Annotated in this window: 16 protein-coding genes; 7 read left to right on the forward strand and 9 right to left on the reverse strand. The window is 43.3% G+C overall.

All coding sequences use genetic code 11. The features are described 5' to 3' along the window. Window positions 1-77 precede the first annotated feature (77 nt). On the forward strand, window positions 78-458 hold the full coding sequence (locus ACTO17_RS02000; RefSeq protein ID WP_482556705.1) for a helix-turn-helix domain-containing protein: 381 nt from the start codon (window positions 78-80) through the stop codon (window positions 456-458). 260 nt (window positions 459-718) lie between these two features. Here ACTO17_RS02000 and ACTO17_RS02005 read toward each other — a convergent pair whose 3' ends face one another. From ACTO17_RS02005 to ACTO17_RS02030, 6 genes are all read right to left on the reverse strand, one after another. Beyond that, a complete protein-coding gene (locus ACTO17_RS02005; protein ID WP_482556706.1) occupies window positions 719-1,456 on the reverse strand; it encodes a tRNA1(Val) (adenine(37)-N6)-methyltransferase in 738 nt (245 codons plus the stop codon). 215 nt (window positions 1,457-1,671) lie between these two features. After that, window positions 1,672-2,571: a PSP1 domain-containing protein gene (locus ACTO17_RS02010; RefSeq protein ID WP_482556707.1), complete on the reverse strand. Its 900-nt coding sequence runs from the start codon at window positions 2,569-2,571 to the stop codon at window positions 1,672-1,674. A gap of 3 nt (window positions 2,572-2,574) precedes the next feature. Continuing rightward, the gene (holB, locus tag ACTO17_RS02015; protein ID WP_172537520.1) at window positions 2,575-3,564 is read right to left on the reverse strand and encodes a DNA polymerase III subunit delta'; all 990 of its coding nucleotides are present in this window, start codon (window positions 3,562-3,564) and stop codon (window positions 2,575-2,577) included. Between the two features lie 22 nt (window positions 3,565-3,586). Continuing rightward, window positions 3,587-4,027, reverse strand: coding sequence for a YaaR family protein (locus ACTO17_RS02020; RefSeq protein WP_172537519.1), 441 nt, complete (start codon window positions 4,025-4,027; stop codon window positions 3,587-3,589). A 93-nt stretch (window positions 4,028-4,120) separates the two neighbouring features. Continuing rightward, window positions 4,121-4,708 (reverse strand): nucleoside/nucleotide kinase family protein, encoded by a 588-nt coding sequence (locus ACTO17_RS02025; protein WP_482556708.1) that lies wholly within the window; start codon window positions 4,706-4,708, stop codon window positions 4,121-4,123. Between the two features lie 101 nt (window positions 4,709-4,809). Then, window positions 4,810-6,273 (reverse strand): aminotransferase class I/II-fold pyridoxal phosphate-dependent enzyme, encoded by a 1,464-nt coding sequence (locus ACTO17_RS02030; protein ID WP_482556709.1) that lies wholly within the window; start codon window positions 6,271-6,273, stop codon window positions 4,810-4,812. A gap of 162 nt (window positions 6,274-6,435) precedes the next feature. On the opposite strand from ACTO17_RS02030, the gene ACTO17_RS02035 reads away from it, so the two are divergent. Both ACTO17_RS02035 and ACTO17_RS02040 read left to right on the forward strand, forming a co-directional pair. Further along, entirely contained in the window at window positions 6,436-8,394 is a 1,959-nt protein-coding gene (locus ACTO17_RS02035; RefSeq protein WP_482556710.1) for a methyl-accepting chemotaxis protein, read from the forward strand. Between the two features lies 1 nt (window position 8,395). Next, the gene (locus tag ACTO17_RS02040; protein ID WP_482556711.1) at window positions 8,396-8,911 is read left to right on the forward strand and encodes an FMN-binding protein; all 516 of its coding nucleotides are present in this window, start codon (window positions 8,396-8,398) and stop codon (window positions 8,909-8,911) included. Window positions 8,912-9,030: 119 nt separating this feature from the next. Here ACTO17_RS02040 and ACTO17_RS02045 read toward each other — a convergent pair whose 3' ends face one another. Further along, on the reverse strand, window positions 9,031-9,768 hold the full coding sequence (locus ACTO17_RS02045) for a LytR/AlgR family response regulator transcription factor (RefSeq protein ID WP_482556712.1): 738 nt from the start codon (window positions 9,766-9,768) through the stop codon (window positions 9,031-9,033). 193 nt (window positions 9,769-9,961) lie between these two features. Between ACTO17_RS02045 and ACTO17_RS02050 the strand changes: the two genes are divergently transcribed. Then, entirely contained in the window at window positions 9,962-10,546 is a 585-nt protein-coding gene (locus tag ACTO17_RS02050) for an accessory gene regulator ArgB-like protein (RefSeq protein WP_482556713.1), read from the forward strand. Here the strand turns inward: ACTO17_RS02050 and ACTO17_RS02055 are convergent. Next, the gene (locus tag ACTO17_RS02055) at window positions 10,537-11,322 is read right to left on the reverse strand and encodes a sensor histidine kinase (RefSeq protein WP_482556714.1); all 786 of its coding nucleotides are present in this window, start codon (window positions 11,320-11,322) and stop codon (window positions 10,537-10,539) included. The genes ACTO17_RS02050 and ACTO17_RS02055 overlap by 10 nt on opposite strands. A 756-nt stretch (window positions 11,323-12,078) precedes the next feature. Continuing rightward, on the reverse strand, window positions 12,079-12,255 hold the full coding sequence (locus tag ACTO17_RS02060) for a hypothetical protein (RefSeq protein ID WP_482556715.1): 177 nt from the start codon (window positions 12,253-12,255) through the stop codon (window positions 12,079-12,081). A 386-nt stretch (window positions 12,256-12,641) separates the two neighbouring features. Between ACTO17_RS02060 and ACTO17_RS02065 the strand changes: the two genes are divergently transcribed. The 3 genes from ACTO17_RS02065 (at window position 12,642) to ACTO17_RS02075 (ending at window position 14,910) form a co-directional block, all read left to right on the forward strand. Next, window positions 12,642-13,130, forward strand: a complete 489-nt coding sequence (locus ACTO17_RS02065; protein ID WP_172539362.1) for an RNA polymerase sigma factor — start codon at window positions 12,642-12,644, stop codon at window positions 13,128-13,130. Between the two features lie 69 nt (window positions 13,131-13,199). After that, a complete protein-coding gene (locus ACTO17_RS02070; protein ID WP_482556716.1) occupies window positions 13,200-13,949 on the forward strand; it encodes a hypothetical protein in 750 nt (249 codons plus the stop codon). A 91-nt stretch (window positions 13,950-14,040) separates the two neighbouring features. Continuing rightward, on the forward strand, window positions 14,041-14,910 hold the full coding sequence (locus tag ACTO17_RS02075) for an ABC transporter ATP-binding protein (RefSeq protein WP_482556717.1): 870 nt from the start codon (window positions 14,041-14,043) through the stop codon (window positions 14,908-14,910). The last annotated feature ends 59 nt before the right edge of the window (window positions 14,911-14,969 follow it).

Raw genomic sequence — 14,969 nt, forward strand, 5'->3', positions numbered from 1 at the left:
ACTTTTTAGGTTATGTTTGTTTTAAAAATGATACCCTATAATAAGAGTCAAATTTACCATCCAATAAGGAGATAAAAATGGAACCTTACTACAATAAAAATGATGATTATAAGAAAAATATGGGAAAATGCCTGCGTTCCTGCCGTCTGCATTCCAATCTGACACAGGAAAAAATGGCGGAACTTTTGGATATTTCTGTGAAACATTACAGTGAAGTGGAACGTGGAATTACGGGTCTTTCCATTGATAAGTTGATTTATCTTTCCAACCTTTTTAGTGTTAGTCTGGATTACCTGTTAAAGGGTGAATCTGACAAGAAGATCCTTCCGTTTACTCTGGTTGATGTATACGAATCCTGTCCGGATGAGAAAAAAGGATATTTGCTGGAGGTTCTGAAAAATATCAGCAGATTGACAGATCATAAAACTTGTACTACTGGGGAGAAACACCGAAAATAAAAAGGTATTAATACCTTACGTATTAATACCTTTTCACCATCTGTATCATAATCGTTTAAATCAAATTGCCCCGTCCACTGACCAGACATCTTTGCCAGCCATACAATTCCGCTGGCAAATTCCTCATCTGTCTCGGTAAAAACATCTGGGGGAGCGTTGGTATTCACTGCCTTTTGAACTATTTTAGAAGCATTAATCATACTTTCTTATGTCTTAAATTAGAGTTCACAACTACTTTTGTAAAAGGATTAACAGGAATGTTAATACCCATAAATCTCATAAATCTCATCCGTATATACCCCCTGTTCTTTATAAACAATCAAAGGCTTTTCCACCGTAATCCTTGGATTGCCGCCCCGAAGCCCTTCGATCAAAACCATATTCGGTTCTTTATCTGCAAAGGGATGCACCAGCTTCATGCGCTTTGGCTCCAGGCCGTATTGGCGCATCAGCACCATGATTTCTGTCAGCCGGAAAGGCCGGTGTACCATGTAGAACCGCCCCTGGGGTTTTAAAAGCCTGGAGCTTTCCCGGATAACATCCTCAAGGTTACAGAGAATCTCATGGCGGGCAATGGCTTTGGCTTCGTTGGGGTTGGTCAGGCCGTGATGGTCTGTCATATAAGGGGGATTCGTGGTTATTACATGAAAAGAAGATGCTCCGAATTGGGCGGAAGCATCTCTGATATTGCCGGTTTCTATGGTAATTTTATCTTCTAAATGGTTGTAGGCTACGCTGCGCCGCGCCATATCTGCGCTTTCCAGCTGAATTTCCAGGCCGGTAAAGTGTTTTCCCGGGGTTTTGGCTTCCAGTAAAATGGGAATGATGCCGGTTCCGGTGCCAAGATCCAGTACCGTTTCCCCGGGTTTGACTCTGGCGAAGCCGGAAAGGAGAACGGCGTCCATGCCAAAACAGAATTTTTGGGGATTCTGGATAATGAAGTATCCGTTCCGGTGCAGTTCGTCTAAACGTTCTTCTTCCAAAAGTTCAACTGCCATAAATTTAACTCCTCTAAAAATTATGCATCCGCCTGACTGTCAGTACAGACCAGACAAGCGGAATTGCAAAGTACCAGATGTACAGATCAGACAAGCGAAACTGCAAAGTACCAGATGTACAGATCAGACAAGTGAAACTGCAAAGTGTCAGTCATGCACAGACCAGACAAGCTGCAAAATATCAGTCATGTACAGATCAGATTGGCTGTAAAACATCAGTCTATCTTAGATTTTCCTTTATCTTCCAGGGCGGACAGTTCTTTTAATTCTTCCGCCGATAATTTCAGGTGTTCTTTTTTTCTTCTGGGCTTGAATCTGAGCTGTTCCACCTTGTATTCCCGGATCTCTTTTTCATCGTCCACTTCCACCAGAACTTTGACGGTCTGGCGCAGGACATTAACGCTGTGGACCTCGCCTTTCAGTTTATCGTCGGTGGTTACGTAATCGCCCACATGGGGAAGGCGGCTGTTTAAATATTCGTAAGTTTCTTCCTCATTTTTCAGGCAGCACATCAGCCGTCCGCAGACGCCGGAGATTTTGGAGGGATTCAGGGAAAGATTCTGCTCTTTTGCCATTTTAATGGATACCGGCGCAAACTCAGCCAGAAACGTATTGCAGCAGAGAGGCCGTCCGCAGATGCCGATGCCGCCCAGAATCTTGGTTTCATCCCGTACGCCGATTTGTCTGAGCTCAATCCGGGTGCGGAATACGGAAGCCAAGTCTTTCACCAGTTCCCGGAAATCAATACGGCCGTCTGCCGTAAAATAAAACAGCAGCTTATTGTTGTCAAAGGTATATTCTGCATCCACCAGTTTCATTTCCATTTTGTGTTTTTGGATTTTGCCCAGGCAGATTTTGAAAGCTTCTTTTTCTTTCTGGCGGTTCTTGGCTTCCGTTTTCTCGTCGTCCGGTGTGGCGACGCGGATTACGGGCTTTAAGGGCTGAACCACCTGCTCCGGTTCCAGTTCCTTTGGAGCGATCATAACGGTGCCGAATTCCACGCCTCTTGCCGTTTCTACAATGACATGGCTTCCCAGGGTGATCTCATAATCCTGGGGGTCAAAGTAATAGATTTTTCCGGCGGTGCGGAATCTGACTCCAACGACTTTTATCATAATTTAATTCTCCTTTATTGTCAGCAGCAGCAATTCCATTACCAGTTCAAAGTTCACGTTGGCGTTCAGCCTTTGTTTAGCTTTGTCCAGTGCTTTGATAATGTTCTCAATTCCTTCATAGGAGCTTTTGCTGGCCTGCTTTTTTATATTATAAACCTCATCCCGGAAGATGAGATGATTTGCATCTGAGGTTGCTTTGTAGAGCAGCACATCCCGATACCAGATGGTCATTATGTCGAAATAATCGTTGATTTCCAGCTTATAATTGCTGATTTGCTTGATGGATTCCATCATTTCATACAATTCAATTTCTTTGATTCTCTTTAAAAGCTGCAGGGCCAGGTTCTTGATTTCATTGAAATCCTCCGAGCCTGCCAGCTGAATGGCTTTTCCGACGTTTCCCTGGGCGAAGGCGGTGCAGATATCCGCTTTATAGTCCGGAATCTGGTATTCTTTCATCAGAAAAGAATGGATTTTGTCATCTGCGACCGCTTTTAAATTCAGTGTGATGCACCGGGATAAGATCGTCGGAAGAAAAGAATCTCCATTGGCGGTCAGCAGCAGAAGCACAGCATAAGCCGGAGGTTCTTCTATGGTTTTTAACAGCGCATTCTGTGCCTGGGGGTTCATCTTTTCCGCCTCATCAATGATATATATTTTATAAGGGGAGGCGTAAGGCTTTATGGCAATATCGCTGTTGATTTGCTTTCGTATGTCGTCTACGGAAATGGTATTTGGTTTTTCATGCTGCAGATAGATGATATCAGGATGATTCCCGGATAATGCCTGTCTGCAGGAATGGCAGGCCATGCAGCCTTCTGTACCTTTTTGCTGGCACAGAAGGGCCATAGCGAAGCTTTTTGCCAACATCATTTTTCCGGATTTATCCGGTCCGTTGAAAATATAGGCATGAGATACTTTATCCATGGAAATTGCATTCTGTAAGTGTTCTTTGATTTGTTCATGTCCGATAATGCTTGAAAAGCCTGCCATAATCATTCCTCATTTCCGTATATTAAGTGGAGATATCCAGAAGCAGTCCGCGGATTTCTCCTACTTTGCTTAAAATTGTAAGATGGTCTTTCTCGTCCTTCACCAGTTCACTGGCAAGGTCATCCAGATTCTTATCCACCAGTTTCACAATTCCGTATACCCGGTGGCGTCCTCTGCGGTCTAAAAAATTCTCTCTGGAAAATTTGTGGGATCGGTTCACAACCTCGTTGAGAAAATCTTTGACCAGTTCCCGGTACTTTTTCATATCCCGGATATCCATATGCTCGGAGAGCTTTTGGCCCTGAGCGGTAATGTCGTTCATCAGGCCGTTTAACTTTTCCTGCAGTTCGGCCTCTTCCACCTGGCTTGCCAGGGTAAATTTAAAAGTTCCGTCGCCTTTTTCTGCCTGCTGAGCTGCCTCCACCGGCTGCAGGGCATTGACGGAATCTACTTTAAGCGCCATGGAATCACCTGCCTCTCTGTCTGTGCGTTTTCAGAATTTATACTATTATTATCGGTTTTTTCCCCTGTATTGTAAAGTTAAAAACAGAGCATCTTATATATTTGCCTGTATATAAGAAATAATTTTCCGGATGCAGCAGTTAAGATCATCATTGACAAAGGATATCCTGATGTCCGCCTGAGCCAGATTTTCCTGGGAAAAGTCCTGGTCGTCCGCTAAAAATCTCCGGCAGAGCTCTTGATATTTAGGGTGCGACTGTATCCGTTCCCGGTTCAGGGCGCGCTGCAGCCGTTCCCCGTCCTCCAGTTCAATGTACAGAGGAACCAGGGAATCAGCTCCGAAATATTCCCGTAACTTGAGATAAGATTCCAGTGTCCCGATGATGAGATAATGGTGATGCTCCAGATTGAGCTGATGGTCGTTCACAGTAAAATACTTCCATACGCCGTGAACGGTATGGTAAGCCCGCAGCTCAATGATTTTCCCCTGCAGGGCAAGCTGTTTCTGCTCTTCATCTGTTAAAAAATAATACTCCACGCCGTTTGTTTCTTCGTCCCGAGCAGGACGGGTGGTATAAGGGATCAGTGTTTTTAAAGGAAGGGAAGCGTCCGATAAAATTTTTTTGTAGATGGTGTCTTTTCCGCAGGAACTTTTTCCCATTAAGCAAAATATTTTTCCCATGATGTTCCTTTATATATCTGTTTATTTTCGGGGCGGTCAAAAAGCCCTTTTATAGTATAGTATAGGTGGTGGAAAATTGCAAAAGAAATATTTTCATCTGTTTACAGCTTCACTACCTTAATACGGCTGTTTTCCATATCGCTCAGACCCACCACAGACAGCCCCTGCTTCTGGCATTGGGCAATGGTGGAAAGCAGTTTTCCGGTCATAATTTCCCCGGGGGCAACCAGCGGAATCCCGGGCGGATAGAGATAAATATACTCCTGACTGGTATGGCCGGTGGAGGCTTTTAAAGGCAGCAGCTCCGTGTCCTGATTGATGGCGGCGGAAATGGACATGCTGGGCTTTGGCATCTGGTAAATCATCTCTGCAGTCAGCAGCCTGCGGGAAGCCTCTGAATCTGAAGCGCAGTATTTATGGTCTATGTCGTCCAAAGCGGAAATAAGCCGCTGAAAACCGTCTTTTTCATCCATCATGGAGGTCAGCGCCGTCACGTAGTGGCCCGAGGACATTTCCATCTGCAGGTGATAAGTATGCAGCAGAATGTCATACAGTTCTTTTCCGGTGAGGCCGGTGGTTCCCACAGAAATTAATATTTTGGAAAAATCATGGTCAAAACATACTTCCGGCGGGCAGAAGGATTTTTGAAAAACCTTTAAATGCTGCAGATGTTGGGCTTTTTGATAAAATTTCTGCAGCATTTCTGTGAAATCCGCCAGATATCCTGCGCTTTCTTCTTTCAGAAACCGGACGCACCGTTCCATGGAAGCCATCAGCAGGTAAGAGGGGGAACTGGTCTGGTATATGTCAAGAAAACGTTTGATGAGGCTTATGTCTATCAGATTGGAATTCACATGAAGCAGGGCCGTCTGGGTCAGACAGGGCAGAGTCTTGTGAAGGCTTTGGATCACGATATCCGCGCCGCATCTGAGGGCAGGGGAAGGAAACTCCCTGGAAAAAGCAAAATGGGCGCCGTGGGCTTCATCTACAATCAGAGGAATGCCCCGGGCATGGGCAAGCTCAGCGATGGCCTGGATATCAGAGACAACGCCGTCATAGGTGGGAGAGGTGATAAATACTGCCCCTGCCTGGGGAAAATCATGCAGAGCCTGCGCAACATAAGCAGGCGGAATAGAACCGGAAATACCGAATTCTGCAGCGGCAGGAAGCAGATAAATGGTTTCCAGTTCTCTTAAATATGCAGCGTGGTAAGCGGATTTATGGCTGTTTCTGGACATCAGAAGCGTGCCCTTAGGGGGAAGGGCGGCGCTGACTGCGCTTAAAATGCCGCTGGTGCTGCCATTAATCAGATAGAAGGTTGCTTTTGCACCGAAAATATCAGCAGCCCGCATCTGCGCCTCCTTTAAAATGCCTTCGGCATGGTGCAGGTTGTCAAACCCGTCAATCTCCGTAATATCAACAGAGTAGGGGTCTGGAAAACTCAGCTTGTCCGTGCGTTTGTGGCCGGGCATGTGAAAAGGATAATAATCACTGTCTGCATACGCTTGTAATTTCTGATCCAGATAAGCTGATTTCTGAAGGGTGTAAAAAATATTGTTGGACATATACTGCTCCTTTTATCATTTTTGTAAATGTATTTCTTACTGACAGTATACTGGAAAACAGGACAAAGGGAAAGCAAATTGTTGTATTGAATTTCAAATTATTTCGTAGTAGAATAAAAAAGACGTTTACATCAAAAAGAAGTAAGGCAGGAGGAACATGAAGTGAAAGCGAAAAGGAGTATTAGCGGGCGGATACTGCTCAACACGGATCTTATGATGATTTGTCTGGCAGTGATATTTGTTGTGTTAATGGCCAGTTCCATGAGATCATTGACAGACAGCGTATTGTCTGATGTACTTCCGTCCATGACGAAAACGGCCTCTCAGAACTTAGAGGGGAATCTGCACATGCTGTCAGACCGGATTTTTGTAATAGGGGAAAATGAAGCCATTGTCAATCCGGCCAGTTCACAGGAGGAAAAACAGGCTGTACTGGATAATGCCCAGGCAGGAATTGAATTTTCATGGCTTGGGCTGTATGATGCAGAAGGAAAGCTGTATCAGGGCGATGCAAAATGTCCGGAAACGTTGACAGAGAGAAAATTGTTTCCGCTTCTTCAGGAAACCCAGAATATGGTAATCGACGACATTTACGAAAATGGAGACGTGCTGGAGCTTGCAGTAGGGCTTCCGATTTTAAATGCAGACAGTCAGCTGATTTACTATCTGGTGGGAAGCTATAATTATGATATTTTAAGCGATGTGTTAAGCAGCATTAATATCAGCGCCAATGGAGAAGCTTTTATTGTGAATACACAAGGCCGGATTATGGGCCACAGGAACACCGATTTGGTTCGGGCCCAGGCAGACCTGGCAGAGTATGTCGGCGTGGAGAAAATAGAGAAAAAAGTTGTTTCCGGGGAAACCGGAGTGATGACTTATGAAAATAAAAAGGATACCAGGCTGATTGGTTATGCGTCTATCAACGGAACAGACTGGTTTCTTGCAATTATTGTTCCCAGAAATGATTTTATGGGGCCGGCCAACGACAGTATTATGCTTGGGATTTACATTACCCTGGGAACATTGTTTGCGGCAGGAATTTATACAATTACCTACGCTTCCAAAATCAAGAATTCCCTGAAAGGCGTTACCAGCCGGATTGAGCTTCTGGCTAACGGGGATTTAAAGACGCCTACGAAAATCAGCAGGTCCAAAGATGAGACTCAGGTGCTTTCTGCATCTTTGAGCCATACGGTGGAAAGCATCAACGGCTATATTTCTGAGCTGTCCAAAATTCTTTCCAGAATTTCCCAGGGAGACTTTGATGTGTCTGTGGAAGGGGACTTTAACGGAGATTTTGTAATTATGAAGGAATCCTTAAACAGCATAATTAATTCTTTAAGCAAGATGCTGATGTCTGTGCAGGATTCTTCCAAAGCAGTGCTGGAAACGGCAGGAATTGTGTCTGAAAGCGCAGTTCTGGTACATACAGGTTCCAGTGAACAGTCTGATTCCCTGATGGTTCTGACAGAGGAAACCAGGGCCATTGAAGAGAATATTTCTGAGGTGAATCATAACACCAGGGTAGCCGGTGAACTGATGGAGAAAGCAAAGGCAAGCATGGACACCGGGGATGCGAATATGAAGAATCTACTGAAAGCAATGGAAGATATCAACAACAATTCCCTGGAGATTACCAAGGTGAACCGGATTCTGGAAAATATTGCAGCTCAGACAAATATGCTGGCATTGAATGCTTCTGTGGAGGCCAGCCGGGCAGGAGAATTCGGAAAAGGATTTGCAGTAGTGGCCGCTGAGGTCAGGGAGCTTGCAGCCCAGAGCACAGAATCTGCCAAACATGCGTCAGAGGTGATTGACAGCTCCTTAAAAGCCATTGAAAACGGCGTCATTTATGCAAAACAGGCGGCGGAAACCTTTGATGATATCAATGAAGTGACCATTAAAATGACGGATATTACAAAACAGTTGGAAGAGTCGGTAAGCGTCCAGAAGGAATCTCTGGAAAATATGGCGGAACAGATTGGCCAGATCAGCAATGTGGCGCAGCGGAATCTGAATTCCAGTTATGAAAGCACCACTGCAAGTCAGAAGCTTCAGAAGCAGGCGGAAGGGCTGCAGCATATTTCCGGACAATTCCGGTTAAGGAGGGACAGATAAAATGGAATATAAGACAGAGAATTCTGCGGTATCTTTAACCAGGCAATTGGCATGCCTGCGGAAAAATTACAGGTTTTTGCTCCTGGGCTGCCTGATTTTGACAGCGCTTCTGGCTTCCGGGTGCGGCGGCAAAAAAGCGGACGGTAAGTGGAAGGACGGATATTATACTGCAATGATGGATGAGTATTCCCATGGATGGAAAGAGTATGTTAAGATTTGCGTGATGGACAATAAAATTGTAAGCGTGGAGTTTAACGCCCAGAACCCAAGCGGCTTTATCAAGGCATGGGATAATGCATATATGAAAAATATGAATTCCGTGATGGGCACGTATCCCAACCGGTATACCAGAACTTATGCAGCAGAATTATTGGCAGATCAGAGCGCGGATGATATTGATATCGTAACAGGAGCGTCCCATTCAGGGGGAAATTTCCGCAGACTGGCGGCGGCAGTGCTGGAATGTGCGGAAAAAGGAAATACAGAGACGGTGATTGTTGAGACGGAGGAAGAGTAGAAACTGCCGGAACATAAAATCTACTCATAAAAGGGGGCTGTTGGGAAAGTGCGATTTCCCGACAGCCCCTTTCATGGGCACTCAATCAGAAAGTCTGTGAAAATGGCTGGTCAGCTGTATCATGACTGCATAAGTTTTTTCAGGCCCTTTTTTAATCTTACTGAAACGGGACATGTTTCGCCATTATTCATATATACAACCAGTTCATTAAAGTCCACTTCAGAAATATTATCTTTGTTAATAAGATAGGATCTGTGGCAGCGGTAAAAACGATAGTCTAACTGCTGCTCCACATCTTTTAGCTGACCGCTGAATTCAATGACGCGCTTTTTGGCATGGAGTATAATTTTATGGATATTGCTTGAAGTTTCAAAAAAAACAATGTCGTTATAGTCAATGGTAATATGCTTGTCATTCTGATTGATGGTAAAGGTTCGGTTTACCATATTGTTCAGAGAGGTATATTTGCTTTCCACATCCAAAAGGCATTCGTGAATTTTGGATTTAATATGTTCCGGAGTGTCTTTGATAATAAAATCCAGGGCTTCCACCTTGTACTGGAAGGTAAGGAAACTCATTTCAGAATGGGAAGTAATAAAAATAATAAAGCAGCGGGGCTGTATTTGCCGGATTCGCTGTGCGAGTGTTAAGCCGTTTACGTCAGATTTTAAATCTATGTCCAGAAAGAAAAGTCCTGTATGTTCTGCGGTCAGGATTTTTTTCAGAACTTCATGGGGATCTGAAGTGGCTTGTACGATTTTCATATCAAGGTTTTCAATTAAGATTAAATTTGAGATATATTTTTCAAAAAGATGCAATTGTTTTTGGTTGTCTTCACAGATGTAAATATCAATCATATATTTCACTCCTCATATTCAGGTTGGTTCTATTATACAATATTCTTGATCGGAATGACAGCAAAATAATAAGCGTATCAGAAGGAATAATCAGTGTAAGCAGCATGACAGAAATTCAGCGTCAAACAACATTTATTACAGAAATATGCAATTTTGTCAAATTCTGTTATTCTGTTATCAGGAGATGATGAACATGGAAACAATGGCAAATAAAATTGTAAATTATTTAGATGCTGATAGAAAAATTTGGAATGAAATGGATCGGATGCGGATGCTCCTTGGCGTGCAGATATTGATTCATAATTTTATTATGATTGGCGCAATCCTGATTGCCGCTCAAATAGCCGGAATGTTTTTAGAGTCGGCAATTCTTCTGACTGCCAACGGCATGTTAAAAATGACAGTTGGAGGGGTGCACTTTAAAAAGAGCTCTGCCTGTGTATTGGGAACGGGAATTTTTGTGACAGCAGGGGTTCTGTTGTCCCAGAGGCTTACTATGGAACTGGAGCATATGATTTTTGTTTATATTGTATGCCTTGGGATTATTATGACAGTCGGTCCCCAGGGAACAGAAAATAACCCGTTTTCAAAAGAAAGCCGCAGAAAAATGAAGAAAAAAGCTGTTAACATTGTTCTGGGATATATGGTAATTACTTTTGTTATAAAGGATTCTTCCATCCCATATCTGATGCTGATTGCCGCTGTTTTTGAAGCTTTTTCACTCCTGCCGTTGTATGTAAAAAACAGGAGTGAAAACAGTGATACATTTTATGCCTGAGGTTTGGAGATATGAAGCCGCTGTACAAAGTTCTCGTTCAGAATTTCCGTATCCAAAAAAACGTGATTATGTTTTGAGATAATGGAATGGGCGTTGTAAAGTCCAAGCCCCCGGTTGGCTCCTTTTGAAGATACATTGGGTTTTGCCAGTGAAGCATAAGGAATTTCTTTTTCCAGAAATGTATTGGAAATAACAAAAATATATTCTTTTTCCAGATTAATCAGGGCAAATCGGAGGGAAGGGGCATCCGTTTCCAGGGCGGCTTCGATTGCATTATCAAGGAAAATTCCGATGATCCGGGATAAATCTAAGGTATCCATCGGAATATCTGAAATTTCTTCTGTAACTTCCGTACCCACTTCAATATTTAATTCTATGGCATATAATAACTTGGAGGAAATAATGCTTTTTAATTCCGTGGTTTTAATATTTATAAGCTGATTTAAATGTGCGGTGCTTTTTGTAATATTTTTGCTCAATGGAAGGATTTCGTTTGTAAAATATTCTCGCAGACCATTGATATCATTTGTTTCGATGTAGCCTGACATGGAAAGCATGATATTTGAATAGTCGTGTTTAAAAGAACGCAGGGAAGAGTACATATCTTCAATCTGGTTCGTATATTCCTGTAGTTTGTCGTAAGAATCCTGACGTATTTCCATATCTTTTTTATCTAAATATGATTTAATAATCGTAACAATCAAAAAGGCGCTTACTGTAAAATAACAGGCAAAGAGGATGCAGTTAAAAGTTACGATTTTTCGGGTATACCCCACAGATTCCCCCATAATGATATTAAATAAAAAAATAAACAGGCAGGCTGTCAGGTTTGTGGCTATAAGAAGCTGAAGGTGTTTTGATATATTAGTGTGTATTTTGCGGAACATAAATCGGAGCAGTTTTCCTGCTATGGGGCAGATACAGGCAAGAACAGCTGTAAATGACAGGATGTAAATAGTGTAAAATGTTAAGTTAGATATTGTATCAGTAAGTGGATAGACAAACCTGTCCCATGCCAGGGAATAAATGTTATCGCATATTACACAAAAAAGGTAAGAGATTATAAAAGCGCAGATATTCATGATTCGGTTTGTATCGATGAAAGACAGGTAGATACAGGAACTTATAATCAAAAGAATCACTCCGCCATTTCCAAACACAAATCCGATCATCAGTAAATTAATGAACAATATCAGAGAAAGAAGTAATTTCTGGCTGAATTTTAACTTGAATGGTAAAAAGCAGCAGATGGCTAACAGATAGATAAAAACACTAAAAAAATATGGAAGTATTTGCAGTATTTGCATAGTTTTTTAAACCCCTCTTTATTAATTATTCAAGAATATTTATTATTATATATCTAAATTTTTTTAAAAGCAATGGTTATTGCCACGGCAGTTAAACAGTATGTATTCTGGTTCATGGAGTAATATATTGTGGAATCAAACAGAAATATTTTTCATGGTATTTACATCAAAACGGTAACATATCCGAAAAAATATGTTACCGCCTCTGTTATTTTTAAATATTTTTCAGTTATTGTGTTTATTGCCCTGAAAACTATTTGCTTTCTGTCTTTCATTTTTGTTTTCTTTAAAAAGATCTGGAATTTTAGGTTCAAAAAATCCTGGAGATAAACATTTTCCTACCGCGTGTTTTCCGATATAAATTACAAAATTTCCAACATTTTTTTTGAAGTTTTCTTTCATTTTTCTTTTCCCTTTCATATTTGATAGTTAAAGTATAATCCATAGTTCTTCTTGTCTGCATAATTTTATATAAACCATATCCTGCCATGAAAAAATGTAAATTTTCATGAAAAAATAACGTCTATTCAGTAATAAACGTTAACAGTCACATACTACCATCCATGTTCCTGGCTGCAGCGGAAATTCTGCTCATTCAGTCTTTTGGATCGTGTCTCTTTTATTTTTTATGTGAATTATGACATAATAATACAAAAAATGGAGGACAGATATATATTGGGATTGCCAATAAAAGATGGAAGGGCTGTTTTAAAAAGCATTGTGGTTCCCTGCTTTTTGACACATTACTGCCATCTGAAACGTTAATCACTTTGAAAGGGGGATTTTTTGTGTCGTTAGATCTCAACGAACAGTACGATAAGATATACCGATACTGTTATTTCAAAGTAAATAACCGCTGCCTGGCAGAAGATTTGACACAGGAAACCTTTCTTCGGTATTTTGCCCAGACGTCTTATGTGCACCGGGGCAAACAGCTGGCTTATCTTTACACCATTGCCCGGAACCTGTGCATTGATTTCTACCGGAAGCCGGAACGGGAGAAGCTGGCCGGGGAAGCATATTCGGAGGAGGTCTGCAGCAGGAACCGGCTGATCGCAGAAAAGGGATCGGAAAATCCCATGGAGCAGGTGGAAACAGCGCTTCATCTTAAGATGGCCGTGGAAAAACTGCCGGAGGAAATGCAGGAATTGATTTTGCTGCGGTATGTCAATGAGCTATCCGTCAGGGAAATCTGCAATATCACCGGGCTGTCCCGAAGCAGTGAGTACCGGATGGAGCGGGAAGCGCTGAAGCGGCTGAAGCGGATGTTATCGTGAAAAGGCATGTTGTTTCTGACACATACGGTTTGCTTCAAACGTTAATCATTTCAGAAGGAGAGATTCAATATGTCAAATGTTTCAAAATCCCAGATAAAAAAAGAACTGCGGCAGCTGTATCCGGCCCCGGCGCCTGGAAGAAAAGAAGAATTTCTGCGTAAACTGCCCTATCCGAGAACCGGCCCTATAGAAACAATTGCAGTTCAGGTTGGCTATATCCGCAAATCGGTCTGGCTGCTGTCTCTGCTGCTTGCAGCGGCGGCCCTGGCATATGGGGAACATTACGGACAAAGTGCGGGGCGTTATGGAATGCTCTGGTGTTTCTCGGCGGTTATGCCCCTGCTGGCGGTACTGGCAGTAACAGAAACCTTCCGTTCTGCCGCATATGGCATGGCAGAATTGGAGCAGTCAGCGAAACACAATCTGCAGGAGATTCTGCTGATTCGGATGGGAGCAGTCAGCGGAGTGGATTTTCTTCTGATACTGTCAGCGCTGCCGTTTCTGGCTCAAAAAGAGCAGATAAGCCTGTTTCGGGGAGCTGTGTATCTGACAGTTCCATGGATGTGCACCTGCGTACTGGCATTTCAGATTGAAAAATATGTGAAAGGCCGGGACAGCGTTTGGTACTGCTGCGCCCTGGGACTGTTTATCATCGGAATCGGCCTGACAGCCGGCAGGTTTTTGGGAACCGTTTACGGGGATGGCAAATTTTATGCCTGGCTCATTGCATTGCTGATATTTGCAGCGCTTCTGGCAAGGCAAATCTGGCAGATCCGCCATGAGATAGAAGAATGGGATAAAAATCTGTATCCGGTCTGACAGCAGAATGGAATGAAAGTCTGTATCCGGCCTGACAGCAGAATGGAATCGAAATCTGTATCCGGCCTGACAGCAGAATGGAGGAATCAAAATGGAATTAATTTTTGACAGGGTAACAAAGCAGTATAAGAATAAACTGGCCGTGGATCGGGTATCCCTTTCCCTGAAACAAGGGGTTTATGGGCTTCTGGGGGCAAACGGGGCGGGGAAAACAACGCTGATGCGCATGATGTGCGGAGTGCTGAAGCCGGACAGCGGGGAAATTCTGTACGATGGCAGGAAAGTGGAGGAGGAAGCATACCGGGATATCCTGGGATATCTGCCCCAGGAGTTTGGGTATTATCCGGATTTTTCGGCCATGGATTTTCTGATGTATCTGGCCTCCTTAAAGGGCATTCCCAGAAAGCAGGCCCGGGGAACAGCGTTGGAATTGCTGGAGCTTACGGACTTGTCCCCGGTGGCAAAGAAGAAAATCAAAACATTTTCCGGCGGAATGAAACAAAGGCTTGGCATTGCGCAGGCCCTTTTGAACGATCCCAAGGTACTGGTGCTGGACGAACCCACAGCCGGTCTGGACCCCAAAGAGCGGGTCAGGTTCCGAAACCTGATTTCCAGGCTTGGAACGGAGCGGATTGTTCTGCTTTCCACTCATATCGTATCAGATGTGGAGCATATTGCGGATGTGATTCTGGTGATGAAGGGCGGCGCCATTATTCATCAGGGCAGCCTTTCGGAAATCATACAGGTCATTGACGGGAAAGTCTGGGAGTGCACAGCAGACAGCAAAACGGCGGAAGAACTGTCGAAAGCGTATCCGGTGTTAAATATCCGGGAGGGGCAAAACGGAACGCTTCTGCGTCTGGTATGCCAAGAGAAGCCGGCAGAAACGGCTGTTTCCGTGGAAGCTTCCCTGGAAGATTTGTACCTTTACTATTTCAGCGAAACAGAGCAGGGAAAATAAACAGAAGTTTTCGCTTGATAGTTTCAATACGTTTGGATAGACGGGAAGTTCTGAGTTCA

The organism is Petralouisia sp. (genome assembly GCF_056822245.1).

Coding starts and splice junctions, on each gene's coding strand:
- ACTO17_RS02000 (WP_482556705.1), top strand. CDS start 78: ATGGAACCTTACTACAATAAAAATGATGATTATAAGAAAAATATGGGA.
- ACTO17_RS02005 (WP_482556706.1), bottom strand. CDS start 1,456: ATGGCAGTTGAACTTTTGGAAGAAGAACGTTTAGACGAACTGCACCGG.
- ACTO17_RS02010 (WP_482556707.1), bottom strand. CDS start 2,571: ATGATAAAAGTCGTTGGAGTCAGATTCCGCACCGCCGGAAAAATCTAT.
- holB (WP_172537520.1), bottom strand. CDS start 3,564: ATGGCAGGCTTTTCAAGCATTATCGGACATGAACAAATCAAAGAACAC.
- ACTO17_RS02020 (WP_172537519.1), bottom strand. CDS start 4,027: ATGGCGCTTAAAGTAGATTCCGTCAATGCCCTGCAGCCGGTGGAGGCA.
- ACTO17_RS02025 (WP_482556708.1), bottom strand. CDS start 4,708: ATGGGAAAAATATTTTGCTTAATGGGAAAAAGTTCCTGCGGAAAAGAC.
- ACTO17_RS02030 (WP_482556709.1), bottom strand. CDS start 6,273: ATGTCCAACAATATTTTTTACACCCTTCAGAAATCAGCTTATCTGGAT.
- ACTO17_RS02040 (WP_482556711.1), top strand. CDS start 8,396: ATGGAATATAAGACAGAGAATTCTGCGGTATCTTTAACCAGGCAATTG.
- ACTO17_RS02045 (WP_482556712.1), bottom strand. CDS start 9,768: ATGATTGATATTTACATCTGTGAAGACAACCAAAAACAATTGCATCTT.
- ACTO17_RS02050 (WP_482556713.1), top strand. CDS start 9,962: ATGGAAACAATGGCAAATAAAATTGTAAATTATTTAGATGCTGATAGA.
- ACTO17_RS02060 (WP_482556715.1), bottom strand. CDS start 12,255: ATGAAAGAAAACTTCAAAAAAAATGTTGGAAATTTTGTAATTTATATC.
- ACTO17_RS02070 (WP_482556716.1), top strand. CDS start 13,200: ATGTCAAATGTTTCAAAATCCCAGATAAAAAAAGAACTGCGGCAGCTG.
- ACTO17_RS02075 (WP_482556717.1), top strand. CDS start 14,041: ATGGAATTAATTTTTGACAGGGTAACAAAGCAGTATAAGAATAAACTG.